This window comes from Gallintestinimicrobium sp., assembly GCF_046968865.1.
Taxonomy (GTDB): domain Bacteria; phylum Bacillota; class Clostridia; order Lachnospirales; family Lachnospiraceae; genus Gallintestinimicrobium; species Gallintestinimicrobium propionicum.
Genome location: NZ_JBKVPW010000020.1, coordinates 38171 through 57641, shown reverse-complemented (window position 1 = coordinate 57641; position 19471 = coordinate 38171). Strand labels below are relative to the sequence as shown.

Here is a 19471-nt window from a genome sequence, read left to right as displayed (position 1 = left end):
CACCCCTCAAGATTGAGGGGCAGGGGAGTTGAATAGGCGAAGCCTATTTTTTATTCATGACAATAGAATGCTCGCAGAGCGTGCATTCTATTGTTGCGACATTAAGGAGGAAGCATGAGCAAAGGAAAATTTTACATGACAACTGCCATTGCGTATGCATCGGGCAAACCGCATATCGGCAATACCTATGAAGCAGTTCTGGCAGACAGCATCGCGCGGTTTAAGAGAAAAGACGGATATGATGTCTTTTTCCAGACCGGAACAGACGAGCATGGACAGAAAATTGAATTAAAGGCAGCGGAAGCGGGCGTAACACCTCAGGAATACGTAGATAAGGCTTCCGCAGAAATCAAGAGAATCTGGGATCTGATGGGTACTTCTTATGACAAGTTCATCCGTACGACAGACCCGGATCACGAAAAACAGGTACAGAAAATTTTCAAGCGCCTGTATGATCAGGGCGATATTTACAAAGGCTCTTATGAAGGAATGTATTGTACGCCATGTGAATCCTTCTGGACACAGTCCCAGTTAAAGGACGGAAAATGTCCGGACTGCGGCAGAGAAGTGAAACCTGCAAAGGAAGAAGCATATTTCTTCAGAATGAGCAAATATGCGCAGCGCCTGATCGACCATATCAACAGCCATCCGGAATTTATCCAGCCGGTATCCCGCAAAAACGAGATGATGAACAATTTCCTGCTTCCCGGACTGCAGGATCTGTGCGTTTCCAGAACCTCTTTCAAATGGGGCATCCCGGTTGATTTCGATGAGAAACACGTTGTTTATGTATGGCTGGATGCGCTGACCAACTATATTACCGGTATCGGCTACGATGCGGAAGGCAACAGCAGCGAGCAGTATAAAAAGCTTTGGCCGGCTGATCTGCATCTGATCGGAAAAGATATCATCCGCTTCCATACAATTTACTGGCCGATTTTCCTGATGGCATTGAATGAGCCCCTGCCCAAGCAGGTATTCGGTCATCCCTGGCTGCTGCAGGGTGATGGCAAGATGAGCAAATCCAAAGGAAACGTGCTGTATGCGGATGATCTGGTAGATTTCTTCGGCGTGGACGCAGTCCGCTATTTCGTACTGCATGAGATGCCGTTTGAAAACGACGGCGTAATCAGCTGGGAGCTGATGGTGGAACGGTTAAATTCCGATCTCGCCAATACGCTGGGCAACCTGGTAAATCGTACGATTTCCATGAGCAACAAGTATTTCGGCGGCGTTGTAGCGGATAAGGGCGCAGCAGAGGCAGTTGATGAGGATCTGAAAGCAGTTGTAACCGGAACCTACGATAAGGTTGCGGCAAAGATGGAAGGCTGGAGAGTCGCAGACGCGATCACCGATATTTTTACGCTGTTCAAGCGCTGCAACAAATATATCGATGAGACAGAACCGTGGGTACTGGCAAAAGACCCTGCAAAAGCAGACCGTCTTGCTACCGTATTGTATAACCTGACAGAGAGCATTGTAATCGGTGCGTCCCTGCTGGAGCCTTATATGCCGGGCACTGCGGAAAAGATCGCAGCCCAGCTCAATACTTCCCTGCGCAGCTTCGAAGAATGCACGACCTTCGGCGGCTATATATCCGGCAGCAAAGTTACAGAGAAACCGGAAATCCTGTTCGCAAGACTGGATGTAAAGGAAGTTCTGGAAAAGGCAGCAGCGATGTTTGAGGCGCGTAAGGCACTGGCGGAAGAGGCTGAGGAAGAAAAAGAAGAGGACGTGATGGAGCTGACGAAAAAGCCGGAGATCACCTTTGAAGATTTCGAAAAGATGCAGTTCGCGGTTGGCGAAATCATCAAATGCGAACCGGTTCCGAAGTCCAAAAAGCTTCTCTGCTCCCAGGTAAAAATCGGGAAAGAAGTAAAACAGATCGTTTCCGGAATCCGCGCACATTACACGGCGGAAGAGATGGTAGGCAAAAAGGTTATGGTTTTAGTGAACTTAAAGCCTGCAAAGCTCGCCGGTGTTCTGTCGGAAGGCATGCTGCTGTGTGCAGAGGATGCCGAAGGCAATCTTGCGCTGGTAACACCGGAGAAAAATATGCCTGCCGGAGCAGAGATCTGCTGACGGTTAGAGTTGACCGGAACTTTATATAATGTTAATATAAAAATGTGAGGGCCGCAGAAGAGAATTTGCTGTGAAAAAGCAGCAGGATTTTTCTTGCTGCGGCTCTGTCTGTAAACGGAGGCATGCGGCTGTTTCCGGGAAAAGAGGGGAAAACGAAACGGGGGAACGGGATATGAAAAAAGAAGAAATTTTTTTCCTGTCAAGAGATGGTAAAACGAAGATTCATGCAGTAAAATGGATACCGGAGGGTAAACCGGTCTGTATCCTGCAGATCGTGCACGGTATGGCGGAATATATCGAACGATATGAGCGTCTGGCCTCCGTGCTGACCAGGCAGGGGATTCTGGTGACCGGGGAGGATCATCTGGGACACGGAAAGAGCGTCGGGGAAAACGGAATCTACGGCTATTTCTGCGCGCATGATCCGGCGACGGTGGTAGTTCGGGATGTTCATCGTCTCAAAAAAATAGTGCAGGAGCAGTATCCCGGTGTTCCGTATCTGTTATTGGGACATAGCATGGGGTCTTTCATCCTCCGCAATTACCTGAGCCGTTACGGCAGCGGAATTGACGGAGCGATCGTGATGGGAACCGGTATGCAGCCGAAGGCGGTTTTAAATGCAGCCAAAGCGGTGACGAAGCTTCAGAAGGCTTTTCTGGGGGATGCGCATGTGAGCCGCCTGCTGGACAAAATGGCATTTGGAAGCTATCAGAAAAAGATTACAGACGGCGTTGGAAGCATGGATTGGCTGTCCCGGGACAAAAAAGAGGTTCAAAAATATCTGGATGATCCGCGGTGCGGCTTTGTCTTTACAGTCAACGGGTTTGAGACGCTGTTTGAACTGATCGGCAGGCTTCATGACCCGGAAAGCATCAATAAAATTCCCAAAGAGCTTCCGGTGCTGTTTGTCGCAGGACAGGAGGATCCGGTCGGCAGCTATGGCAAAGCGGTTCTGGAGGTTGCAGAAAGCTTTCAAAACAGCGGGATGACGCAGGTGGAGTGCAAATTATATCCCGGTATGCGTCACGAGCTGGTCAATGAAATCGGCCGGGAAGAGGTGGATGCAGACCTTTTAAAATGGATTTTAAATACAGCCCGGGTGGCTGGACAGAGTTTTTAGAAAATGCAGTTTTAGGTTTCATTTGTCGCTTAAGCGGCAGAATGAGAGGAGAATATGAAGAAAACAGGGATTGCAGCAATGATGTTATCGACGGCGATTGCAGTATCCAGCATCGCTGTACCGGTCTGTGCAGCGCCGGGACAGACGGCGGAGAGTGCGCAGATGCAGGAACAGCCGCAGACAGAGACAGAGCCCGCCAAATCCATCAGCGATGAGGATTTTGCAAAGCTGCTGGATTTTGTAAAAGAAAAGTGGGACGCAGGCGAGCTGGATAACGCAGAGGATATCAAAGCTGCGATCAGCGAGGGAGAAAAGGAGTTCGGCGTTTCCCTTGACGAGAGCACGAGAACGACGCTTGCTTCTGCGCTGCAGCAGTTAAACGGGATCGGCTTAAACCATGAGACGGTCATTGCGCTTGCACAGAAAATGTATGAAAGCTACGGTGATACGCTGGTAGAAAACCTTTCGGATGCGCTGCAGGAGCAGCTTGCAGGTCCTCTCGGCGAGACGATTCAGGAACAGCTGATCGAACCTGCAAAAGAGACTGTGATGGAGACTGCCAAAGCGATTGCAGCTAACACAGCGCAGCATTTCTGGCAGGACCTGAAGCAGAGCGTGATCGATTTCCTGAACCATGTTTTCCAGAAAGGGGAAAACTGACGCCAGATTTTCCTGATATAGACAGCTAAAAAATGATCTAAAACCGCACGAACGGTTTTTGATAAATTTTGACAACAAGAGAAGAGAGGAATGTATGAATGAAGCTTTTTAACCTGGACAGCCCGGTCATGGTCTTTTTGAGTAAGGTTGCCAACCTGATGATCCTGAACGTGCTGACAATCATCTGCTGTATTCCGATTTTTACGGCAGGGGCGGCGATTACGGCACTGTATTATGTGACGATCAAAATGGCGAGAGGGGATGACCCGTATATCATAAAAGGATATTTTAAGTCCTTTAAAGAGAATTTTAAGCAGGCGACGATCATCTGGCTGATTATGCTCGTTGTGATTGCGATTATCGCAGTGGACTGGAGAGTCACGCTGGTGATGATGACAGGAAGCAGTGCAAAGATCATGAAAACGGTGCTGTTTATCGTATCCTTCCTCCTGCTGCTGACCGGCCTTTATATTTTCCCGGTTTTGTCCAGATTTGACAACACTGTAAAAAATACCTTCCGGAACGCGTTCCTGATCAGCTTTATGAACCTGCCTAAGAGCGTCCTGATCGTGATCATCCATCTGATTCCGGTTGCTTTATTACTGGTAACGATCCAGGCTCTGCCGTTTCTGTTCCTTCTTGGAGTCCCTGCAGTCGCATATTTCAGCAGTCTGCTGTATGTCGGGATCTTCAAACGCTTTGAGCCGGAAGAACAGGTACAGGATGGCGAGAACCTGGCTCCCCTGTCCTTTATCGTAGAGGAAGAACAGGCAAAGCAGGCGGCACTGGAAGCGGAAGCAGCGGCAAAAACAGCAGAATCCGCAGAAAACAAGACAGAAACAGATGCTGTTGAAACCGAAAATCAGATTTAACCAGACAGTGCTTTGGCAAAGTGCATAGATAGAAACGATACGTTTTGTTCAAAACGCTGATGAACTTTTGGAGTTAAAATCTTTTTTGGCAGATTCCACAAGCATCTCCAAAAAGTTTGTGGAATACTGGTATAGCCAAAATCGGGCATTTTCGGTATACTAGATCTAGATTCAATCGAGAAAGCTCGAGATTAAATTTTCAGGGAGGCAAAATAATGGCAAGCTTATCTTTAAAGAACATTTGCAAAGTGTACCCCAATGGTTTTGAGGCTGTTAAAAACTTCAACCTCGAGATCGCAGATAAAGAGTTTATCATTTTCGTAGGCCCTTCAGGTTGTGGTAAGTCCACTACCCTTCGTATGATCGCTGGTCTGGAAGATATCTCTTCCGGTGAATTGAAGATCGGTGACAGAGTGGTTAACGATGTAGAGCCTAAGGACAGAGATATCGCGATGGTATTCCAGAACTACGCTCTGTATCCTCATATGACCGTATATGATAACATGGCATTCGGTCTGAAATTAAGAAAAGTTCCGAAGGACGAAATCGACAAGATGGTAAAAGAAGCTGCAAAGATCCTGGATCTGACTCAGCTGCTTGATCGTAAGCCGAAGGCTCTGTCCGGTGGTCAGAGACAGCGTGTTGCTATGGGACGTGCTATCGTTCGTAACCCTAAGGTATTCCTGATGGACGAGCCTCTGTCCAACCTGGATGCTAAGCTGCGTGTACAGATGCGTATCGAGATCGCTAAGCTGCATCAGAGACTGGGCACCACCATCATCTATGTAACACATGACCAGACCGAGGCTATGACACTGGGTACCAGAATCGTAGTTATGAAAGACGGCGTTATCCAGCAGGTAGATACTCCTCAGAACCTGTATGAGAAGCCTCAGAACCTGTTCGTAGCAGGATTCATGGGATCTCCTCAGATGAACTTCCTGGATGCAGTTGTAAGAATCAACGGCACTGCAGTAACTCTGGAAGTAGCTGGTCAGTCCATCCCGCTTCCTCCTGCAAAGGCTAAGAAGCTGATTGATGGCGGTTACAACGGAAAGACTGTTGTTATGGGTATCCGTCCTGAAGACGTTTACGATTCCGAGATGTTCATTGAGACCGCTAAATGCGTATTCTCTTCTACTATCAAGGTTTACGAACTGCTTGGTGCTGAAGTATTCCTGTATTTCGATCTGGGCGAGTTCCCGATGACCGCAAGAGTAGATCCTCGTTCCAATGCAAGACCTGGCGACACTGTTAGATTTGCATTCGATGTTGAGAAGATCCACGTATTCGACAAAGAGACCGAGCAGGTTATCACCAACTAATCAAGAACATAGCAAAGAGCCATTGCGAAATGCAATGGCTCTTTTTGAATTCTACAGTTCACTCGTGCCTTTTTAGAATGTATCCGTCAGGTTATCACTCAGGTTCCACTCAGCAGCGATCCGGTAGGCTTCCTCGACGCAGGAATCCCACATGAAGGCAGGATCATGGCAGTCGGAGCCGATCAGGACGGGAATGGAAGTTTTGGCGACTTTTTTCCAGAAGTCAGCGTATGGATAAGGCCAGCGGTGGTCGTTTCCTAAGGATTGGATGCCTTTTCGGATGCCGTTGGCATTTAATTCCAAAACAGCTCCGGTCTGGACGGCGGCGTTTAGGATGATATCACAGGCCTCCTCGCAGTTGTCATCCCAGGAATAGGGATTGTTGAAAAATACATCGGGATGCGCGAGAATCGGGAAGTATCCGGTTTCCAGCGCTTCTTTGACGGAATGGGCATATTTGATATATCCGCGTGTACCGATTTTTTCAGGAATCGAGAAGACATGAACGTAGGAACCGTCATCCTCCTGGTAATAATGCTGACCCAGCAGCAGATAATCCAGCTTTTTTTCTTTTAATAAAAAGGAATAATAATCACGGCTGTCAGGGCAGTATTCGATTTCCAATCCTTTCAGGATCGGGAAGGGAACGGTCGGGCGCAGTGCATCCATACATGCAAGATATTCATCGAGGTCGGCATAGGGCATGCGGGAGTCGAAGCGGTTGTCCGGAAACGGACCGTGGTCGCTGAAGCCGAGGACGTCAAGGCATGCATCCAGGGCGGCTTTTACATAATCTGCTTCCGTACCCTCGGCGTGCATGCAGCGTTTCGTGTGTGTATGGTAATTTGTTTTTTTCATCAGAATCCTCCGTGATTTTGGGAAAGCTGTGTAGACAGCAATGTCCTGCTACATTATAATGAATAACAGGAAAAAGAACAAGTCGAAAAGGAGAAACAAATGAACCCTTCCGCAATTTTAAAACTAATGAGTGCAAAGGCTGCGTTTACAAAAAATCATCCCAAATTCAGCGCTTTTTGTAAAGCGGCCCTTTCCAGACCGATCGAGCCGGGAACGATAATCGAAATTTCCCTGCAGCGTCCGGGGGAGGAACCGATGATGGCGAACATCAAAGTGCAGCAGGAGGATCTGGATCTTCTGGAAAGCCTGAAAGGACTTTCGGAGTAAAGCTGGAAGTCGGCGGAGAAGGGTGAACCGACGATGGAAAAAGGATGGGCAGAAGGCTGCATCGATCCGTCGGAACAAAAAAAACTTGCACAAAAAATGCCGATGTTTTATTATAATTGATAAGAAGTTTGTGACTTTTGACGAAAATGCAGAATGAGAGGAACGGATATGATTTCAAATCAGATCATTCAGACGAGTATCGATGAATTGAAAGCAATTACCAAGGTCGATATTTATGTGTTCGACCTGGATGGCATAAAGGTGGCTGCAACGACTGAGGATATTGAGATTTCCCGTGAAATTATTACGGGCTTTGCCGCATCTCCGGCAGATAGCCAGGTGGTCGGCGGATATCATTTTCTGAAGGTGCTGGACGATAGCGAGGTGGCATATGTCCTGGCGTCGCGCAGCAACAATGATGATGCATATATGGTTGGCAAGATTGCAGTCAGCCAGATTCAGAATCTGATCATTGCTTATAAGGAACGGTTTGACCGGAACAATTTCTTCCAGAATCTGATTCTGGACAACCTACTTCTGGTAGATATCTATAACCGGGCACAGAAGCTTCATATTGAAGTGGAGGGACCGAGAATTGTATATCTGGTTGAGACGAGACTGGAAAAAGACAGCAGCGGCATGGAGCTGTTACGAAGCCTGTTCAGCAGCCAGAACGGTGACTATATTACCGCAGTGGATGAAAAGAATATTATCCTGATCAAAGCGGTGGAGCGCGATGCTTCCCCGGAATCCCTGGAGCTGGTCGCGAATACGATCGTCGATATGATGAACAGCGAAGCGATGCTCAAGGTGCGCGTTTCCTACGGTACGGTCGTGCAGGAGCTGAGAGAGGTTTCCAAATCTTATAAAGAAGCGACGATGGCGATGGACGTTGGCAGAATTTTCTATGCGGAAAAAAATGTCATCGCATATTCTACGCTGGGAATCGGACGTCTGATCTACCAGCTGCCCGTCAATCTGTGCCGGATTTTCATCGAAGAGATTTTCGGTGGCAATCAGGTTTACGATCTGGATGAAGAGACGCTGACAACGATCAACAAATTTTTCGAGAACAACTTAAATGTATCCGAGACGAGCAGACAGCTCTTCATACACAGAAATACGCTTGTATATAGGATTGAAAAGCTGCAGAAAGCGACAGGGCTGGATATCAGAACCTTTGAGGACGCGATGACCTTTAAGATTGCGATGATGGTCGTCAACTATATGAAGTATCTGGATACACTGGAATATTGATAAAAGGGGGAAATACCGATGGAGTTTCAGGATCGGAATGCAGGGGAGGAGGAATTTTCTCAGGCAATTATTGAAAATCTCTTTCTGTTAAAGGACGGCAGCGTAGTGATGGGTTGTCATGTGGTGTGCGGTACGGTGCACCGCGGAGACCGTTTTTATTATGTAGACTGTGTTGGCCGGGAGTGTTTTGCAGTAACTGTTGCAGATATCGCGGTGCCGAAGGTCGGCAGTGTGGAAAAGGTCAGCGCCGGGGAAGAAAATGCGAGACAGGCGGCGATCAAGGTTGCAGAGCGCGTGATCGGCAAGGTACATCCGGGGCATATGCTGCAGAGCGAGCCGGAAGAGGTTATTTATAAAGAAGCGCCCGGTTGGGATGCGATTACCGCGTGCTTTGAAAAGCGTTATCCGGATCAGAAGATTCCGGCACATTTCGGCTGTTATGCGAGCTACAAGCCGGATGAAATGGGGCCGCTGGACGGGATCAGCGTTTATAACGGCGGGGACTATTTCCATTTTGTAACCTATGGTCTTTCTGAACTGTACGAGAAGCAGAACGGCAACCCGGAGCGGAGCGGATACGGGTTTGAGCTGACGCTGAAGCTGAAAAAAGAAGGACTGGGAAATCCTGCTCTGGAGGTTCGTCATATATGCAGCCTGCTTCAGATGATTGCGGGCATCACGGTCAACAACGGACATCAGTTCACGCCCGGGCAGTTTTTGGCGATGGGGCAGCAGAGAGGTCTGGATGCCGCATCGAAATCTGCGATCACCGGATTTATCACCAAGGAGGACGACATTGGAACGGTGGAATCTCCCTTCGGCAAGGTACAGCTGGTGCAGCTGATCGGTGTAAAAGCGGAAGAAATCGAGCAGATGAAGAACAAGACGATGACTCCTGCGCAGCTGGCAGAGATTTTAAAAGACGGTTTGACTGACTACAAGAGATAAGTCGTTTTCGAAGAAAAGCAAGAAAAGAGAAGGAAAAATGAAATTTCAGATTGTGAGCGACAGCTCCTGTGATCTGCCGAAAGAGCGTGCGCAGGAACTGGGAGTTGATATTGTTCCGTTTTATGTTTCTTTTGAAGAAGAAAACTATATGAAAGAGGGCGTCGATATCAGCGTAGAGGATTTCTACCAGATGATGGCGGATCGGGCAGGAACATTCCCCAAGACTTCGATGCCTTCAGTTCAGGATTATGTCGATGTGTTTGAAAAGTATGTAAAAGATGGTGTACCGGTTCTGTGCATCTGCTTAAATGCAGCATTTTCCGGTTCTATTCAGTCGGCGATGAATGCGAAAAACCAGATTCTGGAGGACTATCCGGAAGCACAGATCGAGGTTGTGGATTCGGAAGAAGTGACGGCACTGCAGGGGATGTTTGTTGAGGAAGCCTGCAGACTGCGCGGAGCGGAGCTGGATCTGAAGGAGGCAGTGAAGCTTCTGGAAGAGATCCGTCCGACCGGCAGAATCTTTTTTACAACGAACGATCTGGATTATCTGCAGCATGGCGGCAGAATTGGCAGAGCGGCGGCGACAATCGGCAATGTTTTAAAGATCAAGCCGATGATCGAATATGTCAATAAAGAGCTGGTCTCAGCAGGTGTCAGCAGAGGAAGAAAAAAATCGCTGCAGTCTGTGATCGATAAGGCGAAGGCTTATATCGAGGCGGACCATATTGATTTAAAAGAATACCGGATAGGTCTGGAATGCGGACTGGACAAAGAAGAATTCGGTAAATTTGAAGAACAGGTGAAGGCTGCGTTTAGGGACTATGAAGGAGAGATCAAACGATTTGAAGTCTTTCATGTAGGTGCGACGATCGGTGTCCATACCGGTCCGTACCCGACAGGTATCGCATTATTAAAGCGCTGCCGTTACTGATGCAGCTTTTATCCGGAGGTTGAGATGGCGGATTCCAACATTACCAAAAATGCACTGGCCGTATCGATGAAGAAGCTGATGGAGAAAAAGCCTTTTTCCAAAATCAGCGTAGGAGATATCTGCGAGGATTGCGGCATGAACCGGAAAAGCTTTTATTATCATTTCCGGGACAAATATGACCTGGTAAACTGGATTTTTTATGTGGATTTTATTGAGCGGATGGAGTGGAGCAGCTGCCGCAATGAGTGGGATATGCTGGAAGCGCTCTGCAGCCATTTTTACAGGGAGCGTCTGTTTTATCAGAACGCGCTTCAGGTAGAAGGACAGAATTCTTTCCGGGAATATTTCTGTGGAATGCTTCGTCCGGTTTTGATGCTCCTGACACAGAATCTGGTGGAAGAGGGGCGGAAAAAGGAGTTTTATATTGCTTTTCTGTGCGAGGGCGTTTTGGGAGAACTGGTCTACTGGCTGCGCGAGGGCAGTAAGATTACACCGGAGGAGTTTGTAGAGGATTTACATGATATTTCTCTGGGGCTTGCCCGGAAAATCATTGCGGAGGAAGCCGGCACGCAGAATGAGATTCCGCTTTTTCAGAATAAAAAAGTTTAAAAATGGGAAAAGAAAAGTGTATGGACTGTGGTTTCTTGGGAAAACCAACAGAGCATACACTTTTTTGATGGAAAGGTAAATCTGCGCTTTCGTAAAGCAACGGAGCGAGATTTTATTTACGCGAGCAACGAGCCAAAGTCCGTGCTTGCACGAGACCTTGGCGACTGCCGCGATAACTTGAGAAACTCGCGAAGCGTGTTTCTCATAGTTCATGACAATAGAATGCTCGCAGAGCGTGCATTCTATTGTTTCACAGGTTTTTCCGGGACGATAACAAAAGCTGCTGGATCCGGGCAACGTCAGCGTCCAGATGAATGAGAAGCGCCGGATACGTCTGGTGAAGACGGGCGTCTAAAATGGTATTGTCGACAAGAAGCCGGTTATCCTGCGTTGTATCGGCAGCAGCCAGGAAGAAGAGCAGAGGGCTGCCCCAGGAAAGCATCTCGGAAATCTGTGAGTCGGAGATCCTTTCAGCCGCGTTTGTATTGTCGTATGTGCGGCAGACACCGTAGATACGCTGGCGCGCATTCAAAAGGTCGACAAGCTGACGGCTCTGCAGGGAGCCGAACGGAACCAGAAATGCGAGGTTGTCGCAGCTGCAGGTGAGTTCCAGAAGGTCGTCCGAGTAGGTGCAGTCGGTGTCCATGAAGTCGAGGAAAAAGCTGCAGTCAGGAAATTCACGGATAAGCCCAAGCTGTCTGGTGTCTGTGGTAATGCTCTGGGAAGGCATATGGAGACGGAACGCGTAGGTACCATTTTTCAGGGCGGCGGAGAGCTGTTCTTTTAACTGGGAGGCAGAGCTTTCCGGAGAAAGGGAGATCTCTGCAAGCCAGTGCGGATAGTCTTTTTCAGCGGTGATCTGACGGAGCCGGGAAGCGCCGCAGGTCCAGGAATTATAGCCGATATTGATGCCGAGCGTCTTGAGGGAGTCGGTATCGACGGAAGAAACCAGCTGCTTTAGCATTTCATAATAAGGACCGTCTTCGTTGAGCAGCAATCTCTGGAAGAGGGAAAAAAGCTCTTCCTGAAAACGTCCCTTGGCAAACTGACGTCCGAGGTCAGCCAGACGACGGATACTTCTGTATGGATCTTCTTTTATATTTTTGAGACACTGGCTGACTGCAAAATCGATCAGACCGCGGGTAATGTCATTTTTCGTCATAACGGCTCCTTTGACTGGTTGTAAGTTTATAAATAGACAAAAATCAGTTTTTTTTCTATTCTAACATACTTATAGCTTACATGAGAACATAAAATAAAAAAATGGACAGATATTTTGAACTGTCCGAAAGTGAGACATTCAAAATGGTCTGTCCTTTTCCCGTGTCAATGGAATGCCCGCAGCGCGACCTTTTATTCATGACAATAGAATGCTCGCAGAGCGTGCATCTATTGTTGTGTACAAATTTTTTAGAGAATAGAATGCGGCGGCAGGTCAGCCAATGACTTTCCAATGTTTGTCGGCGTGGTTTAAAACCTCGCAGCCGTCAGCAGTGACTAACACAAGGTCTTCTACGCGAACGCCAAATTTGCCGGGCAGATAGACGCCGGGTTCGATAGAGAAGGTCATACCCTCCTGAATTTCTGCCGGATTGCCCTGGCTGACGTCGCCGGCTTCATGGGCCTGCATGCCGATGGAGTGTCCGAGACGATGCGTGAAATATTCGCCGTATCCTGCTTCGGAGATCACGTCCCGCGCTGCCTTGTCCAGATCGCAGAAACGCATTCCAGGGCGAATCAGGCTTTCCGCTTTTTCGTTGGCGCTGCGGACGAGGTCATGGATCGCAGCGTAGTCGGGATCGGCCGTTTCGCAGAAAAAGGTACGGGTCATATCGGAGCAGTAGCCCTCTTTTTCACAGCCCATATCGATAACGATGCCGTCGCCGGGCTTTAATACGGTGTCGTCAGGCTCGTGGTGCGGGTCAGCAGCGTTTGCACCAAACGAAACTATGGTGGAAAAGCTTTCTATACATCCGGCTTCTTTATAGAGGGAGCGGATATAATCCGCGCATTCCAGCTCGGTCATGCCTGCTTTGATGTGGGCGGCAGCTTTTTCGATGCAGACATCGTTTAAAAGGGACGCCTCGCGCATTTTCTGACGCTCATATTCGTCCTTGATTGCGCGCTCGCCGTCGATGCAGGAGGATGCGTTTACATAGCGGACATTGGGATGATGCTCCATCAGGGCGAGCAGGAAACGTGCGGGCCAGTTTTTGTCGATACCCATGTCTACGTTGCCGTCCACCAGCCCCGCGATAATGGCAACGCCGTCGTCTGTATCGGAAAACCAGGTTTTCGGGATGTCGATATCCGGGACAACAAAAAGATTATTTAAGAAAAAGCGATGCTTTCCGTCAGTGCGCAGGTACAGCGCATAGAGACGTTCGTAAGGGTCAACCCATACGCCGGTCAGATAGCGGATGCTCAAAGGATCGCTGACGATCATCTGAGTCAGTCCCATTTTGGTTAAGCGGGAGCAAACATGCTCCAGCCGTGTTATATACATTTGTTCCATGGAAAAAATCTCCTTTCATGATAAGGAATACGCCAGGGGCGCTGCGCATTTATCATAATCCCTTCGGATAGCGGATGACAAGGTATTTTTGCAGAGAAAATTTGTTACAGTTCACTCGTACTCTTCTGAGTTCAGATTCCGTGCTTGCACGAAAATCTGAACTCAGAAGAGTACGAAGGGAGCGCCATTCTATGAGCAAAAAGAGCTGCAAAGCAGCGGGAAGCATCGAAGATGCGCTTTTGCGAATGGCGCGAGTGAACAGTAACAAAATTCATTACAGTTCACTTATACCCTTCGCGTATAAAATCGACGGAAACCGGAAACGCTGTAAATGGCTGGCAGACAGTTCAAACGATAGGGTCGTTTCATGACTATGTCATTGCATTGTATGACTATGTCATGGCTGCCGTGCCATGCTATCTGAAAGGAGGCTGAAAAATGAGCAAGACACTGGATTATATCGCGTTGATCGTCGTCTTTATTGGAGCTGTCAACTGGGGACTGATCGGATTGTTCCGGCTGGATCTGGTTCGGCTGATCTTTGGAGATATGACGTGGATCAGCCGGATTATTTATGTGCTGGTCGGAATCTGCGGCATCTATTTGCTGACATTTCTGGGTAGGGTTGACCAGGAGGCGTAAGCCGTCGAAAAGTAGTCCGAACGCAGTTTCAGTGAATTTTATCGGTATGACAGGAAACAACGTTTCGGCGGTTCATTTCGCACCTGAGCATTGCAGTGTTCAGGTGCGGATGAACTGTACAGTTCACTCGCGCCATTCGCGGTGACGGAACGGTTGAATCTAAAACGCAGACATAGTAAAATAAGAATGATGCCAGGGTTGTGGGAGTGCACAGCACGGAATAATCCGCAGGCATCAAGGTAGGGGCTTTTGACCCCGACATCATAAGAATACAGGGATTGCCTGGTGCAATAAAAATCTGCAGGGAAAAGCAGGAGGACAGGAATGGAAAAGACAAAAGAAGAAAAACGGGGACAATTTCAGCGTTTGGAAGGAGAAATTGCAGAAGAATCCAAACGGCTGGCGATCGCAATCGGGGGCGCGGCAATTTATTCAGCGGGCGTCAATTTGTTTATCGTACCGGCAGGATTGTACAGTGGAGGCATTATGGGTTTTGCCCAGATTGTACGAACGATTTTGGTCAGTTATCTGCATCTGCCGATTCAGAATTTTGATATCGCGGGTCTGATTTATTATGCGATCAATATTCCGGTGCTTCTACTCGGTATGAAAGATATTGGAAAACAGTTTTTCGTAAAAACGATTTGCTGTCTGACAGCGGTGACGATATTTTTGTCGTTTATCCCGATTCCGACGGAGACGCTTTTACATAATGACATTCTGGGCAGCACGGTGATCGGTGCCCTGATGTGCGGCTTCGGCATGGGAACGGCGCTTCGGATGGGGGCATCGCTGGGTGGAACTGATATTATTGCGCTGCTTTTGATCAAATGGAAGAAAAATATCAGCGTCGGCAAGGTCAATATCATCACGAACGCTGTACTTTACGGAATCTGCCTGTTCCTGTTTGACGTCAGCACCGTGATTTATTCTCTGATCTACGCGGCGGTCAGCGCGTTTGCGGTCGATCACGAGCATTCACAGAACATTAACGTCGAGGTGCGGATTATCACGAAGCTGGACGACATGGAACTGGAGCAGGAAATCCTGCAGAAGATGGACAGAGGAATTACTCGTCTGGAAAGCACGGGCGCTTACACGAATGAAAAGTCGAACATGCTTTACATTCTCGTGTCCAAGTACGAGGTCGGTCAGCTGAAAAACATTGTGCTCAAATACGATCCGCATGCGTTTATTGTTATGAACGAGGGTGTGACGGTCATCGGACATTATAAAAAGAAGCTGTAAAAAGAAAAATTGTAAAAAATGGCATCCACGATAGAGTGGGTGCCATTTTTTACATAATAAACATGGCGGAGCAAAATAATGTTGAATTTGTACTCCGCCGGAAATCCTGTTTACTGTTTTTTTACATCTTTCTCTTCATTTTTCGGTTCGCAGGTCAGATGCATGCCGAGCTTTTTGAAGATGCCCTCATCTACAGAGGAAAGCAGAACGGAGGAATGAACCTCGCATCCTTTTAAGAGCGGAACCGCATTCAGGGCGCGGGCAGCGTCCGGGCTGGTTGCAGCACTGATGGAAAGTGCGATCAGAATTTCGTCCGTATGAAGACGAGGGTTCTGGCTGCCCAGATAGTTGATCTTGAGGGTCTGGATCGGGTGGATCGCATCCGGAGATACCAGATGGATCTCATGATCGATGCCTGCAAGAATCTTTAAGGCGTTGAGCAGGCAGGCTGCGGATGCGCCGAGCAGGTCGGAGGTCTTGCCGGTCACCAGAGTGCCGTCAGGAAGCTCGATGGCAGCGGCGGGAGCGCCGGTAGCCTCTTCGCGGTTCATGGCAGCAGCGATTACCTTGCGGTCTGCAACGGTAATTCCAGCCTGCTTCATCAGAAGCTCGAGCTTGTACAAAACGGCGGGCGTGGAGTTTCCGCGCTTTAAGTCGCATAAGCAGTTGTAATAACGGCGGATGATTTCCTGTCTGGAGGCTTCCTTGCAGGCCTCATCGTCGATGATACAGTTGCCAGCCATGTTGACGCCCATGTCCGTAGGAGACTTGTAAGGACATTCGCCCATGATTTCTTCAAAAATAGCGCTCAGAACAGGGAAAATCTCAACGTCGCGGTTGTAGTTGACGGTGGTAACGCCGTAAGCTTCCAGATGGAACGGGTCGATCATGTTGACGTCGTTTAAATCAGCGGTAGCAGCCTCATAGGCGAGGTTGACCGGGTGCTTTAACGGCAGGTTCCAGATCGGGAATGTCTCGAACTTGGCGTAGCCGGCGTTGACGCCGCGCAGATGCTCATGATACAGCTGGGAAAGGCAGGTAGCCATTTTGCCGCTGCCGGGTCCGGGTGCGGTTACGACAACGAGCGGACGGCTGGTTTCGATATAATCGTTTTTGCCGTAGCCTTCTTCGCTGACGATTTTTTCCACGTTGGTCGGATAACCCTCAATAATATAGTGGATATAGCAGCGGATGCCGAGGGTTTCGAGCTTTTTGCGGAACAGGTCCGCAGCGGGCTGACCGGCATACTGTGTGATGACAACGCTTCCGACGTAAAGACCGATATTGCGGAATGATTCTGTAAGACGCAGCACCTCGAGGTCATAAGTCAGACCGAGATCACGGCGTGTTTTGTTGGTTTCCAGCGCACTGGCGGAGATCGCGATGACGATTTCTGCCTGATCCTTTAACTGGAGCAGCATTTTCAATTTACTGTCCGGCTCGAATCCGGGCAGTACTCTGGCCGCATGATAGTCGTCGAACAGCTTGCCGCCAAATTCCAGATACAATTTATCCCCGAACATGGAAATTCGTTCGCGGATATGGGCAGACTGCATTTGCAGATACTTTTGATTGTCAAAACCGATATTCATAAGAAACTCCCTGTGTAAACTTTAGTGTAGCAGTTACTTGAAAAATCGTGACGGATTCGTCACGACAAACTCTTCCACAATTATATAACGCATTGAAAGAAAAAATCTACCGTTTCCTGAGAAAAAATCTGCAGATATTTCGCAGAAAGGAACTGACGCTTGATTTTACAGGCTCTTTCCGCTATGATTCATGACAATAGAATGCTCGCAGAGCGTGTATTCTATTGTTCATGACAATAGAATGCTTGCAGAGCGTGTATTCTATTGTTCATGACAATAGAATGCTTGCAGAGCGTGCATTCTATTGTTTGGTGGAAATGATGGCATAGGAATGGAGACAGAATGAAAAAAAGAATTGGAATTTTTCTGGCGGCGCTTCTGCTGCTGTCTAGCTGCGGCAGGGACAGCGGTCGGCTGAAAATGGGTGCTGCGGGACTTGGAGGAACGTATCAGGCATTTTCTGATGCGTTTGCAAAGCTGGAATCCGAGACGAACAACAGGGAGATTGAGGTGCGTACGACCGCCGGATCGGCTGCAAACCTCCGGCTTTTATCCCAGAATTATATTCAGCTCGCGCTGTGTCAGGCGGATTTGCTGGAGGATGCCTGGAACGGAACCGGGCAGTTTCAGGGAACAGAGCCGATCCGTGGATTCGGGGCTGTAGCGGGCGTTTATGAAGAAGCGTGTCAGATTGTGGTGCGCGCAGACTCTGAAATTTCGACGGTGGAAGAGCTGGAAGGACACAGGGTCAGCATCGGTGAGGAAGAGTCCGGGACGAAGCAGAACGCGCTGCAGATTCTGGCGGCATACGGTCTGAACGAAAAGCTGGTGGAGGAAGTTTCCCTGAATTACACAGAGGCTGCGAAGGAGCTGGAAAATGGCACGATCGACGCATTTTTCTGTACGGCAGGAGTGCAGACGGCTGCAATTACGAATCTGGCGCAGCGGACAGGAATCCGGTTCCTGAATGTTGACAGCGCTGCTGCGGCACGTCTGAAAAAGAGCTATCCGGTTTATGACAGCTGTATTATTGCAGCTGGAACCTATCCGGGACAGGAAGAGGATGTTTCGACGGTTGGCGTAAAAGCGGTCTTGTTGGCGAGCGATAGCGTTTCTGCAGAGGTGGTGGAGGAACTGACGGCGCTTTTATTTGAGGAACAGCAGGAGCTGGATTTTGCGCTGCCGGTGGAGCTGATTACGGACGCAGACGCTGCTGTAGCCGGAATTTCGGTTCCGTTCCACAAAGGTGCAGAGCGGTATTATGAGAGCAGAGGAGAAAAGAGTGAGAATTGAACTGGATATGTATCAGACAATGGCAGTTGCAGTGCTCGCTCTGATGCTTGGAAGATATTTAAGAAAAAAGTGCTGGCTGCTGGAGCGGTTTTGTATTCCTGCGCCGGTAATCGGCGGCGTTATTTTTGCAGTGGCAACATGTATTTGCTATGTGACGGGAATTGCGGAGTTTGTATTTGACGATATTTTAAAAGAAGTATTCATGGTGTTTTTCTTTACCTCGGTAGGCTTTCAGGCAAATCTGAAGGTTCTGAAAAGCGGCGGGAAATCCATGATTATCTTTCTGGGACTGGTAATCGGTCTGATCGTGCTGCAGAACGGAACTGCGGTAGGCCTGGCGAAGTTTTTGCACCTCGATCCGTTGGTCGGCATGTGTACCGGCTCGATTCCGATGACGGGCGGACACGGTACGGCGGGTGCGTTTGGTCCCGTGCTGGAGGACTTCGGGATTTCAGGGGCAACGACGGTTTGTACGGCGGCAGCGACGTTTGGTCTGGTGGCAGGCAGCGTGATGGGCGGACCGCTCGGCGAACGGCTGGTTGAAAAGCGCGATCTTTTGAAAACGGCGATTCCTGAGGATGACAGCCTTCTGCTGGAAGAAGATAAAAAACATGAACGCCATGTAAAACAGTATCCGGCTGCATTCTTTCAGCTGGTTCTGGCGATGGGAATCGGAACGGTGTTGTCTCAGGTTTTATCGATGACAGGAATGACGTTTCCAATTTATATTGGTGCGATGATCGTAGCCGCCGTGATGCGGAACCTGAGTGAATATACTGGGAAATTTCCTATCTATATGGGGGAAATCAATGGCATTGGTGGTATCAGCCTTTCCATGTTCCTTGGTTTGGCGATGATTACGCTGAAGCTGTGGCAGCTGGCGGAGCTGGCTGTGCCGATGCTCCTGTTGCTGACAGGACAGGTGCTTTTGATGTTTCTGTACACTTATTTTGTAGTGTTCCGCGTCATGGGAAAAGACTATGATGCGGCGGTTATTTGTTCCGGTACCTGCGGTTTCGGTATGGGGGCTACACCGAATGCGATGGCAAATATGCAGGCAGTGTGTGAAAAATATGTGCCGTCTGTAAAGGCATATCTGCTGATCCCGATTGTGGGCAGCCTGTTTGCGGATTTTATCAACAGCCTTGTCATTACGCTGTTTATCAATTTCCTGTAAAGCAAGGGGGAG

18 protein-coding genes are annotated in these 19471 nt (G+C 48.7%); 14 read left to right on the top strand and 4 right to left on the bottom strand.

What is annotated here, in order from left to right; genetic code table 11:
• Positions 1 to 114: 114 nt before the first annotated feature.
• The 5 genes from metG to ACLTOQ_RS14450 all read left to right on the top strand — a co-directional run bounded on the left by metG (position 115) and on the right by ACLTOQ_RS14450 (position 6059).
• The gene (gene metG / locus ACLTOQ_RS14470; protein ID WP_337561045.1) at positions 115 to 2082 is read left to right on the top strand and encodes a methionine--tRNA ligase; all 1968 of its coding nucleotides are present in this window, start codon (positions 115 to 117) and stop codon (positions 2080 to 2082) included.
• A gap of 70 nt (positions 2083 to 2152) precedes the next feature.
• A complete protein-coding gene (locus tag ACLTOQ_RS14465) occupies positions 2153 to 3202 on the top strand; it encodes an alpha/beta fold hydrolase (protein ID WP_412319755.1) in 1050 nt (349 codons plus the stop codon).
• Positions 3203 to 3256: 54 nt separating this feature from the next.
• Positions 3257 to 3862 carry a DUF1002 domain-containing protein gene (locus tag ACLTOQ_RS14460; RefSeq protein WP_262585748.1) on the top strand — a complete coding sequence of 202 codons (606 nt, stop codon included), beginning with the start codon at positions 3257 to 3259 and terminating at the stop codon, positions 3860 to 3862.
• Positions 3863 to 3960: 98 nt separating this feature from the next.
• Positions 3961 to 4734, top strand: coding sequence for a YesL family protein (locus tag ACLTOQ_RS14455; RefSeq protein ID WP_021915217.1), 774 nt, complete (start codon positions 3961 to 3963; stop codon positions 4732 to 4734).
• Between the two features lie 215 nt (positions 4735 to 4949).
• The gene (locus tag ACLTOQ_RS14450) at positions 4950 to 6059 is read left to right on the top strand and encodes an ABC transporter ATP-binding protein (RefSeq protein WP_117962151.1); all 1110 of its coding nucleotides are present in this window, start codon (positions 4950 to 4952) and stop codon (positions 6057 to 6059) included.
• A 72-nt stretch (positions 6060 to 6131) separates the two neighbouring features.
• Here ACLTOQ_RS14450 and ACLTOQ_RS14445 read toward each other — a convergent pair whose 3' ends face one another.
• The gene (locus tag ACLTOQ_RS14445) at positions 6132 to 6917 is read right to left on the bottom strand and encodes a histidinol-phosphatase (RefSeq protein WP_412319754.1); all 786 of its coding nucleotides are present in this window, start codon (positions 6915 to 6917) and stop codon (positions 6132 to 6134) included.
• A gap of 99 nt (positions 6918 to 7016) precedes the next feature.
• On the opposite strand from ACLTOQ_RS14445, the gene ACLTOQ_RS14440 reads away from it, so the two are divergent.
• From ACLTOQ_RS14440 to ACLTOQ_RS14420, 5 genes are all read left to right on the top strand, one after another.
• Positions 7017 to 7244 carry a hypothetical protein gene (locus ACLTOQ_RS14440; RefSeq protein ID WP_021914666.1) on the top strand — a complete coding sequence of 76 codons (228 nt, stop codon included), beginning with the start codon at positions 7017 to 7019 and terminating at the stop codon, positions 7242 to 7244.
• 168 nt (positions 7245 to 7412) lie between these two features.
• Positions 7413 to 8501, top strand: coding sequence for a PucR family transcriptional regulator (locus ACLTOQ_RS14435; protein WP_021914667.1), 1089 nt, complete (start codon positions 7413 to 7415; stop codon positions 8499 to 8501).
• Between the two features lie 18 nt (positions 8502 to 8519).
• Positions 8520 to 9449 (top strand): suppressor of fused domain protein, encoded by a 930-nt coding sequence (locus ACLTOQ_RS14430; RefSeq protein ID WP_412319752.1) that lies wholly within the window; start codon positions 8520 to 8522, stop codon positions 9447 to 9449.
• A 37-nt stretch (positions 9450 to 9486) separates the two neighbouring features.
• Positions 9487 to 10383, top strand: a complete 897-nt coding sequence (locus tag ACLTOQ_RS14425; RefSeq protein WP_021914669.1) for a DegV family protein — start codon at positions 9487 to 9489, stop codon at positions 10381 to 10383.
• 24 nt (positions 10384 to 10407) lie between these two features.
• On the top strand, positions 10408 to 10992 hold the full coding sequence (locus ACLTOQ_RS14420; RefSeq protein WP_021914670.1) for a TetR/AcrR family transcriptional regulator C-terminal domain-containing protein: 585 nt from the start codon (positions 10408 to 10410) through the stop codon (positions 10990 to 10992).
• Positions 10993 to 11242: 250 nt separating this feature from the next.
• Here the strand turns inward: ACLTOQ_RS14420 and ACLTOQ_RS14415 are convergent, their stop codons facing one another.
• Positions 11243 to 12154, bottom strand: coding sequence for a hypothetical protein (locus ACLTOQ_RS14415; protein ID WP_021914671.1), 912 nt, complete (start codon positions 12152 to 12154; stop codon positions 11243 to 11245).
• A gap of 273 nt (positions 12155 to 12427) precedes the next feature.
• On the bottom strand, positions 12428 to 13498 hold the full coding sequence (locus ACLTOQ_RS14410) for a M24 family metallopeptidase (protein WP_412319757.1): 1071 nt from the start codon (positions 13496 to 13498) through the stop codon (positions 12428 to 12430).
• A 447-nt stretch (positions 13499 to 13945) separates the two neighbouring features.
• On the opposite strand from ACLTOQ_RS14410, the gene ACLTOQ_RS14405 reads away from it, so the two are divergent.
• Both ACLTOQ_RS14405 and ACLTOQ_RS14400 read left to right on the top strand, forming a co-directional pair.
• Positions 13946 to 14149, top strand: coding sequence for a DUF378 domain-containing protein (locus tag ACLTOQ_RS14405; RefSeq protein WP_021914673.1), 204 nt, complete (start codon positions 13946 to 13948; stop codon positions 14147 to 14149).
• Between the two features lie 324 nt (positions 14150 to 14473).
• Complete coding sequence (locus ACLTOQ_RS14400) at positions 14474 to 15397, top strand: YitT family protein (protein WP_021914674.1); 924 nt, start codon at positions 14474 to 14476, stop codon at positions 15395 to 15397.
• 110 nt (positions 15398 to 15507) lie between these two features.
• Here the strand turns inward: ACLTOQ_RS14400 and ACLTOQ_RS14395 are convergent, their stop codons facing one another.
• Positions 15508 to 16989, bottom strand: coding sequence for a DUF1846 domain-containing protein (locus tag ACLTOQ_RS14395; RefSeq protein WP_412280138.1), 1482 nt, complete (start codon positions 16987 to 16989; stop codon positions 15508 to 15510).
• Positions 16990 to 17331: 342 nt separating this feature from the next.
• On the opposite strand from ACLTOQ_RS14395, the gene ACLTOQ_RS14390 reads away from it, so the two are divergent.
• Complete coding sequence (locus ACLTOQ_RS14390; protein ID WP_337561057.1) at positions 17332 to 18282, top strand: TAXI family TRAP transporter solute-binding subunit; 951 nt, start codon at positions 17332 to 17334, stop codon at positions 18280 to 18282.
• Positions 18272 to 19459, top strand: coding sequence for a sodium/glutamate symporter (gltS, locus tag ACLTOQ_RS14385; RefSeq protein ID WP_412287557.1), 1188 nt, complete (start codon positions 18272 to 18274; stop codon positions 19457 to 19459). The genes ACLTOQ_RS14390 and gltS overlap by 11 nt, the downstream gene beginning before the upstream one ends.
• Positions 19460 to 19471: the final 12 nt, after the last annotated feature.

What these genes read in the sequence shown, in the direction of transcription:
- ACLTOQ_RS14460 (WP_262585748.1), top strand. Translation starts at nt 3,257, where the DNA reads ATGAAGAAAACAGGGATTGCAGCAATGATGTTATCGACGGCGATTGCA.
- ACLTOQ_RS14420 (WP_021914670.1), top strand. Translation starts at nt 10,408, where the DNA reads ATGGCGGATTCCAACATTACCAAAAATGCACTGGCCGTATCGATGAAG.
- ACLTOQ_RS14425 (WP_021914669.1), top strand. Translation starts at nt 9,487, where the DNA reads ATGAAATTTCAGATTGTGAGCGACAGCTCCTGTGATCTGCCGAAAGAG.
- ACLTOQ_RS14450 (WP_117962151.1), top strand. Translation starts at nt 4,950, where the DNA reads ATGGCAAGCTTATCTTTAAAGAACATTTGCAAAGTGTACCCCAATGGT.
- metG (WP_337561045.1), top strand. Translation starts at nt 115, where the DNA reads ATGAGCAAAGGAAAATTTTACATGACAACTGCCATTGCGTATGCATCG.
- ACLTOQ_RS14430 (WP_412319752.1), top strand. Translation starts at nt 8,520, where the DNA reads ATGGAGTTTCAGGATCGGAATGCAGGGGAGGAGGAATTTTCTCAGGCA.
- ACLTOQ_RS14415 (WP_021914671.1), bottom strand. Translation starts at nt 12,154, where the DNA reads ATGACGAAAAATGACATTACCCGCGGTCTGATCGATTTTGCAGTCAGC.
- ACLTOQ_RS14455 (WP_021915217.1), top strand. Translation starts at nt 3,961, where the DNA reads ATGAAGCTTTTTAACCTGGACAGCCCGGTCATGGTCTTTTTGAGTAAG.
- ACLTOQ_RS14435 (WP_021914667.1), top strand. Translation starts at nt 7,413, where the DNA reads ATGATTTCAAATCAGATCATTCAGACGAGTATCGATGAATTGAAAGCA.
- ACLTOQ_RS14440 (WP_021914666.1), top strand. Translation starts at nt 7,017, where the DNA reads ATGAACCCTTCCGCAATTTTAAAACTAATGAGTGCAAAGGCTGCGTTT.
- ACLTOQ_RS14410 (WP_412319757.1), bottom strand. Translation starts at nt 13,498, where the DNA reads ATGTATATAACACGGCTGGAGCATGTTTGCTCCCGCTTAACCAAAATG.
- ACLTOQ_RS14390 (WP_337561057.1), top strand. Translation starts at nt 17,332, where the DNA reads ATGAAAAAAAGAATTGGAATTTTTCTGGCGGCGCTTCTGCTGCTGTCT.
- ACLTOQ_RS14395 (WP_412280138.1), bottom strand. Translation starts at nt 16,989, where the DNA reads ATGAATATCGGTTTTGACAATCAAAAGTATCTGCAAATGCAGTCTGCC.
- ACLTOQ_RS14445 (WP_412319754.1), bottom strand. Translation starts at nt 6,917, where the DNA reads ATGAAAAAAACAAATTACCATACACACACGAAACGCTGCATGCACGCC.
- ACLTOQ_RS14400 (WP_021914674.1), top strand. Translation starts at nt 14,474, where the DNA reads ATGGAAAAGACAAAAGAAGAAAAACGGGGACAATTTCAGCGTTTGGAA.
- ACLTOQ_RS14405 (WP_021914673.1), top strand. Translation starts at nt 13,946, where the DNA reads ATGAGCAAGACACTGGATTATATCGCGTTGATCGTCGTCTTTATTGGA.